Raw genomic sequence first — 18135 nt, forward strand, 5'->3', positions numbered from 1 at the left:
TGTGCAACTTTTTCATTTGTAAATATTTAGATTCTTAATTCAACCAACGAGTAGGCTCTTATTATTTAGTTTTATTTTTATGTTGCTTATAGCCAGCATACACAATCAATGCAGCGGCACAAGCATACGTGACAGCTATCGCTGCCAGTCCCGGAGGAGTATCTCCCCCACCATAAGAATGAAGTCCTGACAAGTAATAGTTGACACCGAAATAGGTCATCAGCACCGCAGACAGCCCCAGTACCGACATCACACTGAAAGCGTAGTCCGAACGGAGGGCAGATAGGAAACGCGCATGCAAGACAAAGGCATACAATATCATCGTTATCAACGCCCATGTTTCTTTGGGATCCCACCCCCAATAGCGTCCCCAAGACTCATTAGCCCATACTGCACCTAGGAATATACCTGCTGTCAGCAGATAAAGTCCGATGTGTAGAGACATTTCATTGATGATACGCAATTCACGTATGTGCGGTTGCAACAAGGCGGCTTTAGAAGGAGTACCCATACTCATAAAAGCAAGCGTGAGCAATCCCAGCAGGAAACTGATACCGAAGAACCCGTAACTTGCCGTGATCACCGCCACATGGATCATGAGCCAGTAGGACTTCAGAACCGGAACCAACGGGGTAATTTCAGGGTCCATAAAGTTCAGGTTGGCGACAAACAGGATAATTCCCGCAAAAAAAGCCGACAATGCCAGTGTCATAAAAGAGCGCCTGATGAACAACAATCCCGCCAAAGCGGTTGCCCAAGCTACGTATATCATCGACTCATAAGCATTTGCCCACGGAGCACGCCCCGAAATGTACCAACGAATACCAATGCCGAAAGTATGTAACAGAAATAACATCACCACCAACATTACCAAAGGAAGAACCACAAACCTGAGCCAACGCCGGAAACCCAACAATTGCCAGACCACGAACACCAGCAACAGTAGTCCCACAGCCATATAGCCCATAGCCAACCAGAAGAAGAGTCGTGCCTTGTTGTAGAACAGTTCCCACGACACTTGTTTTTTGGTCAACAGCGGAGTTACACTCCGTTTCTGCTGATACACGTCTATCATGGACAGAACCTCCTGCGCACTTCCCCAATCTCCCGTCCGTATAGCATCAGAAACCTCACTCAGATACCAAGGCATAATTTTAGAGACTAGCAGCGAATCTTTTCCCGAAAAGACGCTCAGGTCGTCTCCCCACGAATACCATTGTCCGTTCGGATCTTCGGGCAACGGGAACAGGGCAAACATCTTGCCTTGTTGCAGGGAATAGAGAATATTCACCTTTTCATCCAACTTCAACAGGTCTTTCTCCACCTGAGAGCGTTCGGCTGCAGGGCGCGCGTATGCTTTCTCCACCGCATCGGCTATCAGATACTTACCCTCTTCGTCGAAAACATCAAGGAAACGCAGATATTTACCAGCAGGAAAAGAATATGTTTGTTGTAGTTCTTTATTTGTCTGACGGATGCAGGGCACATTGCCCCAATATGCAGGATTCACAAGGAACCCCATGATGACCTGCTCGGAGCTAAGTCCTTCGAAAGAATTACTCCGATAGATTTTACGCAATAACTTATCCGTATAGGTGTCCAAAGGTTCAATGCGCCCAGTAGGACACTGTACCTGCAGACGTCCCCATAGTTCAGCATGTTCTGCAGGAATGGTGTTTTTCTGCAACAGTTCCGTATCGACCGTCTGAGCAAATGAAAATACCGGAAGAAAAGTAAGCAACAAGAGCGGTGCCGTACGTTTCAGTTGTTCAGCTAATTGCCTGAATCTGGACTTCCTGTCGATGAGAGTGAGCAGCATGCCTGCAAGCAGAAGTATATAGCCTGCATACGTAACCGACGTTCCCGTCCTGTCGTTATTGACGGTCAGTACAGTGCCCTGCTCATCCGCATCGTAAGAAGACTGATAAAGGCGGTATCCTTGTTCGTAAATCACTTTGTTCATATAAATGTATTCGCTACGTTCGCCTTGTTCCGCACGGATGGTCAGAAAGCTCTCGAAAGAGGATGGACTGCGCGAACCCGGATAACGGATCAACCTAAAATCATCCAGACGGATAGAGAAAGGTAACTGCCGTTCACCTTCTGTGGTGCGCATGATGGATGTAGTCTCCCCTTCCCTGATGTGTACGATTCCCTCAAAGCCAAAGAGATTGGTAATCAGTGCTCCCAACAATATTACCATGAAGGAAATGTGCAGAAGCAGTATGCCATATTTCCGCTGCTTCCAGAAATATCCCTGCCAAGCTATGGCAGAAAAGCTAAGCACCAACAACAATTGTAACAGATAAAACAACGGATTATTATACACCATCTCTCTGGCCATCGCCGTTCCTTGTGATTTCTCGACAAACGTGGCAACGGCAAGCAATACCATATAATGCACCAACAATACAAACACAATCTTCCACGAGGTAAACATCGCTTTCAGGAAAGAGCATACTTTCTTCATACTTGCATCATTCTATTAAGACATTCAATGTGTTCAGCAATTCTGCCAATGCCTGCGGCGTCAACTGCTGGGCAGCATCGGACAAAGCTTCCTGCGGACAACAATGTGACTCTATAAAGAGTCCGTCCACGTGCAAAGATATAGCTTTTTCACAAATAGGCATCAATAATTCCCGCTTTCCGGCAATATGGCTCGGATCGCAATAAAAAGGCAAATTTGGGAAATGGGTGTGAAGGCGGTCTGTCAACTCCCAAAGGGGGGCATTACGATAAGGAGCACTGTCCATTGTACAAAATCCCCGATGGATGATACGGACATCTTTCACTCCCGCCAAATGAAGACGTTCTATCGCCCCGATCCATAATTCGATATCAGGAGATACTGGGTTCTTTACCCATACCGGAATATTACAACCACGTAAAGACTCTGCCAATTCCCGCATCATAAAGGGATTAACAGTCGTACGCGCACCAATCCACAACATGTCAATACCAGACTCAAGTAGCTTCTCCACATGGCTGGGAAGTGCTACCTCGGTCATAACACGAAGTCCCAGTTCCTGCTGTACTTCACACAACCAATCCAGCCCTTTCTCACCTACTCCCTCAAAGGTTCCACAACGGGAGCGAGGTTTCCACAGACCGGCACGCAACGTACTTACTCCTATTTCTTTCAATTCACGAGCAGTTCTCAACACCTGTTCGCGACTCTCCGCACTACACGGACCCGCCACTAAACCTATAGTTTTCATGATATAATAATTATAAATTACGAGCTATAGGTTACGAATTACAAGTTATCTTTCGGCATGATAAGCAAACTAAAAGCCTAAAAGGCTTTCACACTTGCCTCACACCACCATCAGAAAGATACTTGTAACTCGTAGCTCGTGTAGCTCGTAACCACTTAATCTTCAATAATTACACGGAAACCTACATTATACACTTTCTGCCAAGGCAAATAAGCCCGACGATAGTATGCAGTAGATGCTTTCGGATGGTCATTCCATGAGCCGCCTCTGACTACTTTCTCCGTACCAGTGCCCTGTGTCTTCTCATTGTAAGGATAAGGACAATAATCAGAAGAAGTCCATTCAGCCACGTTACCCTGCATATCATACAATCCCCAAGGATTAGCCTGATAACCGCCGCCTTTCACCATCAGCATATTACCATCATCCACGCCATTCTCTTTAGGCTGGTAAGTGTAGTACTTATACCAAGCGTCATTCTCACGCATCGGCATCGGATTTACACCACGGACAGCCATCTGATTCAAGCGTTTGTCTGCCAAGTTTTCAAACTTGCCGAAATCCGTATTCAATGAACCATACCAGAACTCACTATCGCTACCGGCACGACAAGCCCATTCCCACTGAACTTCAGTAGGTAGGGTAATCTTCATGCCAGTCTTCTCACTCAACTTCTGGCAGAATGCCATAGCCTCTTCCCAACTTACACGTATGGCAGGCTGTTCCGGATTGTTGGCAGGATAACCTTCATGTACGTGGTCTTTCCACAACTGACGGATGAAACGACTGTTATGTTCGGGGAAGACAGCGCGGAATTGCTCGTTGCTTACCTCTATTTCGCCCATCCAGAAAGCTTTCTTCACCACTTGCTTGTGAGCAGGAGAATAGTCGGAATGTCCTCTGTTGCTACCCATCACAAACGAACCTGCGGGAATGCGGACAAAGTTCATCTTTATACCGGGAGCCAATTCGATGCTCATTCTCGTATTGCTTTCCGTGGCAAGCATAGCCTGCGCAGCGGAATTATCGAACGGCCAGTCTTTCACTTTTACGTCCTTATCCTTATACACCTTGGGTTCAGGCTTCACCGGAGTCGGTTTGCCTTGTCCTTCCAGATATTGGGCATACGAGCGGATTTCAGCTTGCCAGTCTACGCCGGAACCAGCATACTTTTCAGTCAGTTCCGTACGACGGCTGATCTGTTCCACTCCCTTAAATTCGTTAGCCTTAAATTTGCCATGATAAGGAGCATTGAAGTCAATCCAGTTATAAAGAGCCTGCCATTCCTTATCCGTCAGTTCTACGCCATAATGTCCGGTCTTCAGAATCTTAATCAACGGACTCACTGATGCATGGTATTCGTATGGATCAAGAACTTCAATTTCAGCCTCAGGACCCTGACGATACACGTATGGATGGAGGTTCAGATAGCTGACGCCAAATCCGGAGAACTTATCGATCTTACCACCGGTAAAGTCTGCCAACTTATTGGAACCATCATGACAAGCCACACAAGCACGGTCGAGAACAGGTTGTACTTCCAGATCGAAAGTGAAAGAGCGTGCTCCACCTTCCGGCTTCGTAATGGCATGTGGAGCAATTGTAGATGCCTTCACACGCTTGGGAATAGGAAGCTGGTTCTGGTCTTCATGACAACCGACACAGGATACTGTTTCGCCAGGCATACCTGTCAGCCAGCTACGCATCCACTGAATAGCACGTCCTTCAGCATCCAACGGTTGCAATGAGATAGGCGTATTGGCAGGAATAGTGAAGATAGCAGAACCATCTTCTTCAACAGGTACTGTACCCAACAGACGTTTGATATCCCAACCACTTTGAACACCCTGTGCCCAATGGTCGGACGGAGTCTTGTTATATGCATATTCATAAGCAAGCACACGGAATGCTTTCACCGTGCCACGAGGCACACCTTTCAGACCTTCACCCTCATAAATATCTTGGATGAATACGGTAGCTTCCTTGCTTCCCGGCTTTATTTTTTCCGGAATAATCGGAGGCAAAGGACGCTTCACGACTGGAGTAGGACAAATAAGACCTTCTCCTTCAAACTCGGCAATAAGCGTCAAGTTATCGTAAACGTCTATCAGATAAATACCCCACAGTGCACTTTCATTCAGTTTTGCCGTAACAAGGAAGTATTTATCGGTCAAGGGATAAGGTTTGATAAATTGAGGCCATACACCATCTACCAACCGGTCTTTTACAATCGGCTCAATCTTACGGTCACGGAAAGGCAATTCCTGCAACATACCTTTCTCCGACTTACGGCTCTTCGAAGGATCGAACAACATCAAACGTCCGGAACGTGCTACCCCGTGATGACCGGAAATCACTCCGATGAACTGTGAAGAACCACCGGGCAACGGTTTGGCATCAAATGTACTGTTCGGGAAATATGAACCGCTTCCGTACAGAGATTTCTGCTCTGTTCCGTCCGGATTCATGTGCATTACAAAGCGGGAGAAATAGTGGGTCAAGTCAGTATATTCCCAACGGGTGTACATGATACGGCCGTTATTCATCACCGTAGGTGCCCAGTTGGCATCCTGATCGAAAGTAAGGCGACGCAGCGAACCGTCTTTAGGGTCATACAGACACATATTTCCCACTTCATCGTTACCATTTACACAAGGTACACCGTTATAGCCGATATTCGATACGGCAATAATCTTTCCAGAGGGCAAGTAGGTCGCGTCGAAAAACTCTAAATCCTTCTCCGGAGTCTCAATCAACTTCTTCAGACCAGTACCATCCAGTTTTACTTCAAATACCTGCCAGCGACGGTCAGTATCCACCATAGAGAACATGACACGCTCGGCATCCCAATGCAATTTCAAATCGGGAACAGAAGAACCGTTAGTCGGTTTAAAGATAGTCCTGCTCTGAACATCCCCGCGCAGATTGGTCAATTCAGCAATTTCTGCATTGAAACCACCCCGGGGAGCGGAAGTCTGGTTGGACCAGTTGTTGTTCTGAGTACCCAAAGCACGCGGATTCACCTGACGGGCAGAAGTACCGATCTTATAACGTCCCACAATAATCTTATCCATATCCAGAGCAGTATTTGCCAGCAAGATATCACGTTTCAGCTGCAAAGCCTTGTTTGCAGCTTCTATGGCTGACGCATCATTCTTATAGATTCCGGCAAAACCTTTTCCTACCAACAGTTTCAACTCGGCAAGCCTTGCCTGATTCTTTTCCGCATCATATGCTACATCCTGAACCATATCTTTATAAGCCTCCTCAATGGCACGCATATTGAGCCAAGTCAGAGACTCCTGCAAACGATACACTTTCATTGCATCTTGTGCCAGATTCAGGTAACCGATAACCTGTTCATCCAGTGTGGGCTTCGAATCTACTTGAGAAATCAACGTAGTGAAGTAGTTTTTATCATTCAGCAAGTTCACCACTTCTGTTGCGATATTTTTTTCAATGCTGGCATCATACGTTGTAACCAATGCCTTCATATCGCTTCCACCAAAGGGCAAGAATGCCGTAGCTTCAGCCTGATATTTATTCACAATATCCGCTGCCGCTTCTGCACCCGTAATGCCTTGCAGACGGAAAATCACCGTACCTGCAGCAGAACGGTTCTCCAAACCAATCTCTGCCTCAAAACGAACATATTTCTTATCCAAAGGCACCACAATCTGCGCATTGGCATTGGCTAGAATCGTGCGTTTGTAGGTCTTGCCTTTCATAATCACATCTTGTCCCTTGGCATTCTCATTGAAACGCAGACTACCACTACCCGTCTTTTTGAAAGTACCTCTTAAATCATTCAGCCAGACAGACGAACCGTCTGCTGCCGTCAACTTGGCATTCGCCCATACAGCTTGGTCATCTCCCGTACCGTCCACCGTACCCCATGTATAGAGCACAATCTCATCCAGTCCGGTCACATCCGCCGAAAAAGGTACTGCCGCTTCCTTTGCCTTAATCACTTTTGACGTAACAGGCAAACAAGTCTTCTGCATCTCCGCATAGGCCTGATTCTTAGCCGCAGCAATACTTTCCGCCCACGTAGCAGGCGCTTTCACCTTTGCATTTGCCCTTCGCTGTGCCATACCAGGAAGCGATAAAGCAATGCATACCGACATTACTAATAATTTCTTATTCATAATATTTTGTCCTTAAGTTAAATCTCCTATTTCAAGTCCGGTAACCGGAAATTTTTCAAATAACAGGCAGTGGATATCTTACCTATATTCTTCTTATCATGCAAACGCCATACCACTTTGCCATCTTTATCTACCTCTATCAGTTGAGGTTCATCCACGGTAACATCTTTCGTGTGTCCGTGCCAATTGCAAATCAACAAATTCTGATTCTCTAACTGTACGATCTGCCCGACAAACAAAAGAGATACGCCCGGAATGTCGTTACTACTCGTCCGTTTCAGTTCTTTTCCGGTCTGGCGGTCAATCACCATATAATAATGCCCGTCTCCACAAGGCAACAATAAATTTCCATCCTTCAGTTCAAGTGACGAAAAAGCTTTACCGCTAATCTGATGTTCCGCCACCACTTTCCCTTTACGATTTACTTCCAGCACTTTCTGCTTCGCCATTACCGGTATCAGATAGTTTTTATTCCGAAGCTGAAACACCTGTCGAAATTGACTGTGGGGCTTTTCTACATCTAAGTCCAGAAGTATTTCGTTCACTTTTTTCCCTTTTTTATCCAATTCGATAAAACGAGCGGGATTACCGCATATCCCAAGCAATACTCCTCCGTTGCGCAGCAAAGTAGCTGATTGCAACTCTGTTTTATCCGGTGTTTGATAATCCCAGATCACCTGATGATCCCAGGTTATGAGTTTGGCTCCCCGTTTATAAGAATACAGCACTTCCCCCTTGCGTGTCAGAGAAACCGTATTACATTCTTCTCCCTTTTCTAAAGCATGTTTCCATTCCACTTTACCGGTTTGCTTGTCTACCAACAGAATATCCGGATTTCCGGAGCCGGCAACCAAGAGCTTATCTTGTGCCAACATCCGGAATGTAGTGGAAAGAATGACCATAATAATGAAACAAATCCTCATCATTCTTTATTGCCAATGTTACTCATTCTTCAATTCATTGAACAGCTCAAATGCTTGTTCAGGTTTCAAACCATCATGCACCACTGCATGAACAGCTTGTATCATGGCAGCAGGAGCTTCAGACTGGAATACATTACGTCCCATATCCACACCGGCAGCACCTTCACTGATTGCTTTGTAACACAATTCCAGTGCTTCCAACTCAGGAAGTTTCTTTCCGCCTGCAATCACTACAGGAACAGGACAAGCTGCCACAACTTTCTCAAATCCATCGCAATAATAAGTTTTCACGATATTAGCACCATTCTCAGCGGCAATACGCGAAGCCAAACCGAAATAACGTGCATCACGCGCCATATCCTTACCTACAGCCGTTACTCCCATCACCGGAATACCATAGCAGGTACCTTTGTCAACTGCTTTATAGAGATTGGCAACAGTCTTTGCTTCGTGAGCAGCATCACCAATGGAAAGCATTACCGCCATTGCCGAAACATTCATACGAACAGCATCTTCAACGTCTATTAGAACATTATCATTCAGCTCTGTCAGAATGGAAGTACCCGCATCAGAACGAAGACAAATAGGCTTATTTGTGGTAGGAGGAATCACCGCCCGAAGAATACCACGCGTACACATCAGACAGTCGGCATACTCAATCAACGGAACGATATTCAAATCTATACGTTCCAATCCGGATGTAGGTCCCATGATGAAACCATGATCAAACGCCAACATCACTGTACGTCCTGTTTTGGGATTGAAGATACGCGACAAACGCTCCTTCATACCCCACGAAAGATTTTCCGCTCCTTTTACATGAAAACTATTATTGGAAGAGACAACGCCTAAACCAAAGTTACAGCCTTCTCTCAAATCATCTAAATCTGCCATTTCTTTTTACTTATAATATTGTTTATAATTTCATTTACCATGTAGATGTAGTCGCTGCCCCTATCCGGCAAGCTATTCACTTACAATGCCTTTGCAAATGCATCGAACATGCACGACCAGGAAGATGCCCCAGAGTCAGCATAACCGATAGAACGTTCGCCGTAATTGCGCGCCCGTCCGAAGTTTGCCTTCATTTCTTTTGTAGCCTCGGTACCTTTCAGGGCCGCTTCGGCACCTGCCGTCAGAATAGCTTTCACATCAGTGGAATCGCATGCCTGAATCGCTTCTACTGCCGGAATCAGAGCATCCATCATTGTTTTATCTCCCTGTTTTGCTTTCGTCTGCTTCTTTACACCTTCAAGTCCGCCTGCAAACATAGCCTTCACTCCTGCTGCATCCAGTTCAGTACCTGCCGCATGATCGCTCATTCCGAGGAAGAAACCTCCCAGCAAAGTACTTGTGGAACCACTGATTTCAAGCATCAGATTAAAACTCATATCATTCAGCATAGACTTGAACTCTGTTCCTTTTTCAGCCGTTGCTACCAAGGCAGACATAGATTGTACGATAGCCGTACCATGATCGCCATCGCCTAACACTGCATCCAGCTTTGAGAACTCGTCGGAACGCTCCGTAATGCACAACAGTGCATTACGGAGCATTTTCTTAAAATCATCTATTGTCAGTTTATCCATCTTCTATTTACCGATAGTCGTCCAATAAGGAGCGTTCGACATTCTGTTATTCAAATATTCCACATGGTCATCATCCAGCAAACCGAGAATCATTTGGAAACCAGCTTGCTCTTGCACTGTCAACAACTCACCTATGCGGGCGGAAACCACTTCAATACCTGCATTTTCCAAAACCAAATGTGCCTTGCGATAGACGATATTCATCTCCATGTGTGTAGTTGCACCTACACCATTAATGATAAGCACAGCTTTATCGCCGGCTTTCGGTTGCAGTTTCTTCATCAGAAGCCCGATCATCTCTTCGGCTGTATCATCGGCAGAAACCAGTTGTTTGCGACCACCACCGCCTTCGCCGTGCTGTCCCATACCAATTTCTATTTCACCTTCGGGGAGATCGGAAATAGTCATGCCATTCTGCGGATGAGTACAAGATTTCATTGCAACAGCCAATGTAGCCAATCGTGCATTGAAACGCTCACCGATTTCAACGATCTCATCCAAAGATTTACCTTCCTCGGCTGCGGCTCCAACAATCTTAATTAAAGGAACACAACCTGCCAGACCACGTCGGTCATCATCTGCTGCATCCAATCCGGCACTGATATCATCATGGGTCAGAATCGTCTTCACTTTAATACCCGTACGCTCTGCCAACTGACAAGCCATATTTGCACTCATCACGTCGCCAGAATGATTCAGCACAACCAACAGAATACCGGCTTCGCGCTTGAACATCTGCAAAGCCTGAAACAGACGCTGAGCACCCGGAGCGGCAAAGATATCACCAACTACAGAGCAGTCCAACATACCGTCTCCCACAAAACCACTTAATGCAGGTTCGTGACCGGAACCTCCCAAAGTGATCACAGCCACTTTTTCTTCTGCTTTCGCATGGGCACGCACAATAATATTTTCACCACCAATAGCAACCTGATTGCTATAAGCCATTACATATCCTTCCAGCAATTCTGCTGTCAAATTATCCGGATCATTTATGAATTTATTCATCTTTATTTCTTTCCTTTTTTTAAGTTATTTATCAAATTGCATCAACTCCAGAGCGATACCCTCTTCTTCAATAAAGGCAATCGTCAGATTCTCTCCGCCCGGCATTGGCTCTACCAATACTTTTGCACCTTCCAATTCTGCCTGCAAATCATCCACTTCGTAAGCGATGTGTGCCACTTTCTGAATCAGTTCCGGCATCCAGCTTCCTTCTTCAAAACGCAGATATTCTATTCTATTGGGGCTTTCATTAAAATTGGTCAGCCACACTTTCAAACCTTCCACATAAAACTCACCCGGTTGCGGCGTGATGGTAGGTACTCCAAAATGATTTATCTTTCTCATGGTATTCAATATCCTTTAAAGATTATAAAGATGCTTGTTTATTAGTGAAACGCAAACCATCATTATCATGGTAGCAAGCCCATTCATCAACAATGGCTCCTTCAGGACCAGCCATCATGAAATGGAAAGATTCCAATTCTTTCAGACGGAGCACGTCACCTACGTTCTGTCTTACGAAATTCTTGCTCTTGATTGCGCCATGAGATTCCGGAATGGCGGGGGCATTCGGTGTTTCGTCACCTATTTCAGAGAAGTTATATACCCATCCGTGTTCCACCATCCATGATTCGTGCTTGGCGGGGAAATTAGTCTTCACGTGAGCATGTTCCGGAATCATCTGTCCCGGCAAGAGATAAATGGCATGTGCAAAATAGCCGTATTCGGGATCGTTCACCCAGAAAATGCCACCCATACCTACATTTTCAAAATCGCCCAGACCGAAATCTGTGAACCATATATCTTTCTCCATCAAAGGAGTGAAAGGTACACCATAAAATTCAAACATGTCGAGGAATGCTTTCTTTGCGGCTTCCTGATCAAACTTACCATCTTTGTAGAAGTCAGCATTTGTGTACTTCTTCTGATACGCAACTTTTTCCTGTGTCATAACTTGTTCTGTTTTTTTAGATTCTGCTGTGCAAGAGACTGCTCCCACGCCACAGAAGGCAATTACTGCCAAGGTTAATACTTCTTTCAGTTTCATATATTCAATCTATTTTAGTGGTTAATCATTAAATCTTAGAAAAGAATCCCCATCCCTTCTATCTCTATCAACAGTTCCGAACGGCATACATCGGTAAGAGTATAGATAGCCGGTAGGTTCGGATATCGCTCCGTCACAACCTTTTTGGCAGCGTCCATGTCTTCCCAACGCTTCACGTAAACCCTAAAAGTAATAAGTGTGGCATCTTTTGTTGCTGGAATGCCGGAACGATTGAGGTTCTCATGAGATACCAGATATTCGATATTCTCAAGTGTTGCCAGTGTTTGTCTTTCTATTCCAACTCCTTCCAGACTTTGCTCGCCACGAATGGCAGCCGTACCGGAAATGTAGACAAAACCGTGATCTTCTTTCCACACAGCTTTGGCACGCTCAAATTTGGGAGTTGTCTTGTGCAACAGCACCTTGTCTTCCTCTCCCAGCAGCACTTTCTGTGAATAGGCATGAGCAGCAACCTGCAACGGATTATCCACTCCGCACACTTGTACACTTCTATCTTCGCAGCGTAATGCATCCAAATCGACCATGATACCTCCCCAATGCGTACCGATACCGGTGGCAGCCGGGTAACCAGTGGTCCATTCACTTCCCTGATAGAACAAGGAACGGGCATCATTAAAGTCTTGGTAGTGCTGATGTCCGGTTGCATCATAATCCGTTATCTTCTCAATGTAATTCCATTGGCGTATAATGGAAGAAACGGGTAGCTTCTCAGTTTCCAATACATCGGCAATTTTAGAGAAGACTTCGTGGGATTGCTCGCGGATCGTTTGATGGAAAATATCTCCTGTCACACCACTCATGAACAACCGTTTGCAACCTTCTCTTTCGATTGTGATATATTCCACATCTGCACGGCTTCGATAGGCTATCCTATCCTGCACGGTCAGTACGACTTCGTGCACTTCCATTGTCAATCCCATCGTCTGAGGAGGTTGCGCGACATAACTGACCAAAGGACTATTTGCTCCAAACTGTTCTTTTACCGTTCTTCTGATGATGGCAAAACGCGTCGCATACTCTTCATTATCTGCCGGCGCACCAAATATCACCATACGCACTGGAGTGTAAACTGCGTTGTATTTCTGCAACAGAGCCGACAGCATTTCTTCAAAAGAGGTCTTATCTACCTGAAAGAAACGGTGGATGATTTCTATATTTTCGTGTGTAATCATTGTTTTTCTACTCCATTATAATGAATTGACATATTCCGCAAGTTCTTCGGCTTCCTTGGCAGAGATTTTCTTTTCAATGCCATGCTTATGTACCGTGAATACTTCTTCCATTGTAGCTGCTCTACCGTCGAACAGATAAGGGGCCGTACGCCACACTTCACACAATGTAGGAGTATCCCATCCTTTCTCAAACTCAATGTCATCGCCAATACGGTGCATCTGCATATCTGTATAGTAAGGACCGGAATGACATTCATCACAATTGAACTTCTCAAAAACTTTTCGTCCCCGCTTCGCCTTTTCGGAAAGTTCACCATTCACCAGATAGGGGCTGGGGACAGGCTTCAATGCCATCAGGTATTCATCTACGCATTCTGCAAATTCTTCGGGCAAGTCAGTGAACTGAATCAGTTTATAGCCTGCACGGACTGCCAATTCGGCGGAAGCACGAATACCGGAAATCATGGAAGGCGGCGTGACATGAGAGAACAGCAGGCTCTTGCAATTCTTTGAGTTGCCGATGCCATCGTTCATCAAGTCCCAGTTCATGGCATCCATACGTGCATCTCCCGGGTGGCATCCATTGCACGACTGCCAATTTTGGAAGCAATGCATCGCATCGTTGAAGTATTTCTCTCCTCTTTGAATCCGGCTTTCCACACGGTTCTTCACCATAGCAAGAGCTTCAACACTGGTTGTTTTCAGATCTACGACATTCAGCGTATCTGAAAAATAAGTGGGTACCACTGCCCTATCTTCTTTCAACATGAAACAACGGGGACCGTTACCTTCCAACGCCACGCGTTTGCGAAGCCCGTATAAGAAACGCAAATCATAAGCCAAAGCCTCTTTCTGAGGATATTCCTCAAACTTCCGGATGAATGCCGGATAATCTATCACGCTGACTTCGTGTGTTCCGGAATGGCTGATTACGATCTTGTCGTCCGTACATTTCACATCCCAAATGCCTGCTGCGCCCCGCTCCGGCTCATCCAACAGTACCGCGCCTTCGAAACTCAGAGTCGACAGATTAACAACGCTCATGGCGTTGGTATTCATCCAACCTTGCTGCAACTGAGATGTAGGGACCTGGAAGCGTCCCAGATTATGGGTAACTAGCAGATAGCGCCCATCGGGAGAAAGTGATACCCCACGCAAGGCATTGCTGCCGTTAGCCAACTGTATATCTTTTATCTTACGGAAACCATCCGTATCGATCACCGACACGCAAGCTGCCACAGTATCTATGTCGGCCCGCTGCAACGGCAGGAAATTGGCGACAAACAGATACTTTCCATCCTTATCCAATACTGCCGCTTTCGGTTCACGCAGCACTTTCACGGTTCTCAGCACAGCCGAGCCGTTCTTATCCAGTTCAGAGACGGTTCCTGCGAACTGGTTGCAAACGTACAACTTGCCATTAGCATTGTTCACCAACGGAACGCAAGCACCGGATGCAGTTTCTACGAATTGCCGTTGAGAAGGATCGGAAGCCGAAAGGAAATAAACCCCGTTCTTGTGTTCGCCGGCTACGGTTGCATAGATCCGATCTTCGTCGGCGGCAACTCCTGTAGGAATTTCATCCAGTTCCCACTCTTGCAAACGTTCTTTGTAGTCGGATGAATAGATTGAGACTTTCCGGACTCCCTTTTGGGAGACAATCATCCCAGACCTATAAGAAGTAATATCGGTTATGAACAATGGAGTCCCTTCCGGTTGCTCTGCAATTTGAGTAGTAAATGCAAATAAAGATACCACCAATATCGCCGGTATCATCAGTAATGCCTTTTTGTAACTTGTATATCTCATAGCAAATTCAATTTACTTGTTTTTCACATCACAAAGATAAGCCTTCATCCGTCTAAGAGCTATCAAATATGTCTCATTGAGTTATAATAATGTCTCAAAAAAAGCAGAACAAACAATTTGGAACTATATTGAGAGCCGTTTGATACGCAGAAAAAAGCAATAGCGATATGAGAAGATATTCCGAAAGGCAGATTATAATATTCTGGTTCTATCTGGCAGAATCTCATCCTCGAAAGAGCAAAGAATTCATCCCATGAGACGAAAAAATTCATCCCACGAGACAAAAAAATTCAGCTCACGAGACAAAAAAATTCAGCTCACGAGACGAAAAAATTTAGCTCACGAGACGAAATTATCCGTCCCGTGAGACAAAATAAGCCCGCTGGCGAAAGTAGAATTTGTAATTCAGGTAGCGCTTATTCCCCATTCACGCTTTTTGGCGATATCTTTTGAGAGACTGTATTCTTATCCACTCCATTCATCTGAATAAATTCCGTAGGTGTAAACCTATAGAACGATTTAAATGAATTTGAGAAATAAGAATGGGTGTTAAAGCCCAACAATGTCGCCACTTCCGAAACACTCATATCCGTATCCCTCAGATAGCGCAACGATACTTCCAACCTCTTATTGCGGATCAGTTCTGCCGGTGAAAGTTCGGACAGCGCCTTTATCTTGCGGTAGAGATTGGCGCGACTGATACCTATCTGCTCGCAGAGCATCTCATAGAACAGGAAAGCATACCAGGTATACCATAAAGGCGGTGTAATTACGATCTCCAGCTCTTTCCCCTCTTCATTCCACATGCCATCGTTGTTGCAGGCTTTCACCCGGAACAGATAAGTACCCGGACGTAAGTTGGTATAGTAAGCCGTGCTACGTCCACCCACATCATTCCAGTCTTCATCATATCCCTCCAACTTGTAGGCATAGCGATTCATATTCGGATTGATGAAGTTCAATGCCTTGTAGCTTATCGACAGATTGTTCTGGTTATATCGTAGGCGAATGGTCTTTTCCTCGTTGAGCAGTCTGTCTAATATTCCCGTTCCGTCGCCCAACTTCACCGACTTATTGTTCACAGACAAATCTTCCAGCACCACCGGGGGCAAGAATGTATTCACAGGCATATCCGGAGAGTAGAACGTAAGAAAAGCATCATTACCGGTGAAGCACAGCGTACCGTCAGGCATGGCCACACCACCCCTAACCGTAAACTCACGCAAATGAATCCCATTTTCAAAAGGGAAATTCCTGATCTCACCCGTAGACGGTGAATAAGAGGAAATGCCCTGCAATGAACTCATCCAAAGTTTTCCATCGCCTCCCTCCAGCAACTTGCAGATGTCTCCGCCCATCAACCCTTCCTTCTCCGTCACCCTGTGGACAATCTTTCCCAGCTCGTCCAACTGGAAAAATCCTCCGCCATAGGTAGAAACATAGACATCCCCGTATTTAAGAGGCTGTATCGAAGAAATATAGTTGCAAGGTATATATCTTTCCTGTTCCGAATGAGAAGAATACACAAGCGTCTCACCCGTATGTGTATCAAAACGGTATAAACCGACCAACGTACCCAATAAAAATATCCCCGGACTGACCTCTTCCATACAACGGACAGGAGCAAAATGTAACTTTTTCCCTTTAGGACCGATAAAATAGGATTTCCGTTCATCTGTGGGAGTGAAACAAGTCAGTGTATGCTGCGCCTTGGATGTGCCTACCCACAGGTTACCTTCCTTGTCGCGAAGAATACCGAAAATGGCCGCCTCCACAGGATATCTATAAAAAAGCGAGAAACGACGAGTAGCAAGATCGAAACGATAGATTTCCCCTAATACCGTGCCACACCATATACAATCTGCTTCGGCATATATGGTCTTTATTATGTTTGAACTGGATACAGAATGCCCTGCACTTATCGGATAAAACTTCCCATCTTTTGTCGTAATGTCATAGTACAGCAATCCATATCCTTCGGTGGCGACCCACAAACGGTTTTGCTTATCAACGCAAGCTGTACCATAAGTCCCGACCCGCAGATTCTGATCCATTCCGAGAGTATGATGCTCGAAACGTCCCGTAAGCGAGCTTAGCCAAGTAACTCCACCTCCATAAGTACCTATCCAAAGCGTACCGATACGGTCCAGACAGAAAGAATAGACCGAAAAGTGTCCCAATCCACGCCGTGGCTTATCATAGCCCCCCACCTTATCAATTCGGTCGGTAGCACTCCGGTAAACAAAGACACCATCGAACGTTCCGATCAGCAATTCTCCTTTCCATTCGGCAAAACAACGCACTCTATCACTCGTCAAGCCACTGCTTGCCGAAGTATAAGTGGTTATTTTATGCGTATGGGCATCTAATTTATTCAGGCCGTCGAACTGGCAACCAATCCAAATATTGTGGGTAGCGTCTTCATATATAGATGAAATCTGGTTTCCTGACAGCCCGGTACGACTATCGTAATGGGCTATGACCTGCATGTGAGCATCACACAAAAAAACACCGTTCGAAGTAGTACCTATCCAGATGTTTCCCGCTTCATCCTCCATCAATGCTGTAATCGCCCATCTAAAATTATCTGCAAATTCTACCCTGACGAAGCGGTCTTTTTCCGGAATGTAGCAGCAAAGACCGGTACGGGTACCCAGCCAAACCCGACCAGACTTGTCAACCAACGTAGAAAGTATGCCTTCATCCGGAAGTCCGTCGGCAATGGAGTAATTGCGTATACGTTCAGTAAAAAGACACATCTTGCTTACTCCCCGGACGGTGGCAATCCAGAGATTATTATCATGGTCTTCGCAAATTTTATTAATGCTATTGTCTACAATGGTCAGCGAATCTCCCGGACGATGACGGAAGATTGTATACCCCGTACCATTATAACGGTTCAGTCCATTGCGGGTCCCCAACCAAAGATAACCTCGCGAATCCTGGCAAATGGTAACGACAGAAAGCTGGGAAATCCCGTCATTGACCTCCCAACTATGGTGAAAAGAATACATCGGGCGTCCACCCCATACACACAAAGTACAGAAAAAAGATTATTTGTATTAGTAAGGTCTTAAATTTCATCAATATCAAATATTTGGTTTTGCAAAAATACTCAATAGGGATCATATGTGCAAGCCCGTCCCGACATAGGTTGAATGAGAATGGGACAAGATAACGAATGGCATATAAATGGCAC

12 protein-coding genes are annotated in these 18135 nt (G+C 45.5%); all 12 read right to left on the reverse strand.

The genetic code is table 11. The features are described from left to right. Positions 1-61 precede the first annotated feature (61 nt). A complete protein-coding gene (gene ccsA, locus QZ323_RS10980) occupies positions 62-2470 on the reverse strand; it encodes a cytochrome c biogenesis protein CcsA (RefSeq protein WP_294634733.1) in 2409 nt (802 codons plus the stop codon). A gap of 7 nt (positions 2471-2477) precedes the next feature. After that, positions 2478-3221, reverse strand: a complete 744-nt coding sequence (locus QZ323_RS10985) for a phospho-2-dehydro-3-deoxyheptonate aldolase (protein WP_294634734.1) — start codon at positions 3219-3221, stop codon at positions 2478-2480. A gap of 155 nt (positions 3222-3376) precedes the next feature. Continuing rightward, complete coding sequence (locus tag QZ323_RS10990) at positions 3377-7369, reverse strand: SUMF1/EgtB/PvdO family nonheme iron enzyme (RefSeq protein WP_294634735.1); 3993 nt, start codon at positions 7367-7369, stop codon at positions 3377-3379. A gap of 26 nt (positions 7370-7395) precedes the next feature. Next, a complete protein-coding gene (locus QZ323_RS10995; protein WP_294634736.1) occupies positions 7396-8295 on the reverse strand; it encodes a PQQ-binding-like beta-propeller repeat protein in 900 nt (299 codons plus the stop codon). Between the two features lie 15 nt (positions 8296-8310). Then, on the reverse strand, positions 8311-9186 hold the full coding sequence (gene lsrF, locus QZ323_RS11000) for a 3-hydroxy-5-phosphonooxypentane-2,4-dione thiolase (protein WP_294634737.1): 876 nt from the start codon (positions 9184-9186) through the stop codon (positions 8311-8313). 80 nt (positions 9187-9266) lie between these two features. Continuing rightward, positions 9267-9881, reverse strand: a complete 615-nt coding sequence (locus QZ323_RS11005) for a dihydroxyacetone kinase subunit L (protein WP_294634738.1) — start codon at positions 9879-9881, stop codon at positions 9267-9269. 3 nt (positions 9882-9884) lie between these two features. Continuing rightward, complete coding sequence (locus tag QZ323_RS11010) at positions 9885-10889, reverse strand: dihydroxyacetone kinase subunit DhaK (RefSeq protein ID WP_294634739.1); 1005 nt, start codon at positions 10887-10889, stop codon at positions 9885-9887. A gap of 24 nt (positions 10890-10913) precedes the next feature. Further along, on the reverse strand, positions 10914-11231 hold the full coding sequence (locus QZ323_RS11015) for a hypothetical protein (protein ID WP_294634740.1): 318 nt from the start codon (positions 11229-11231) through the stop codon (positions 10914-10916). A 22-nt stretch (positions 11232-11253) separates the two neighbouring features. Then, positions 11254-11934, reverse strand: coding sequence for a hypothetical protein (locus tag QZ323_RS11020; protein ID WP_294634741.1), 681 nt, complete (start codon positions 11932-11934; stop codon positions 11254-11256). A 35-nt stretch (positions 11935-11969) separates the two neighbouring features. Next, positions 11970-13127: a hypothetical protein gene (locus QZ323_RS11025; RefSeq protein ID WP_294634742.1), complete on the reverse strand. Its 1158-nt coding sequence runs from the start codon at positions 13125-13127 to the stop codon at positions 11970-11972. Between the two features lie 15 nt (positions 13128-13142). Beyond that, positions 13143-14936: a YVTN family beta-propeller repeat-containing protein gene (locus QZ323_RS11030; protein WP_294634743.1), complete on the reverse strand. Its 1794-nt coding sequence runs from the start codon at positions 14934-14936 to the stop codon at positions 13143-13145. A 416-nt stretch (positions 14937-15352) separates the two neighbouring features. Beyond that, positions 15353-17950, reverse strand: a complete 2598-nt coding sequence (locus QZ323_RS11035) for a two-component regulator propeller domain-containing protein (protein WP_294634744.1) — start codon at positions 17948-17950, stop codon at positions 15353-15355. Positions 17951-18135: the final 185 nt, after the last annotated feature.

The organism is uncultured Bacteroides sp. (assembly GCF_910585845.1).
In the GTDB taxonomy this organism is placed as follows: Bacteria; Bacteroidota; Bacteroidia; order Bacteroidales; family Bacteroidaceae; genus Bacteroides.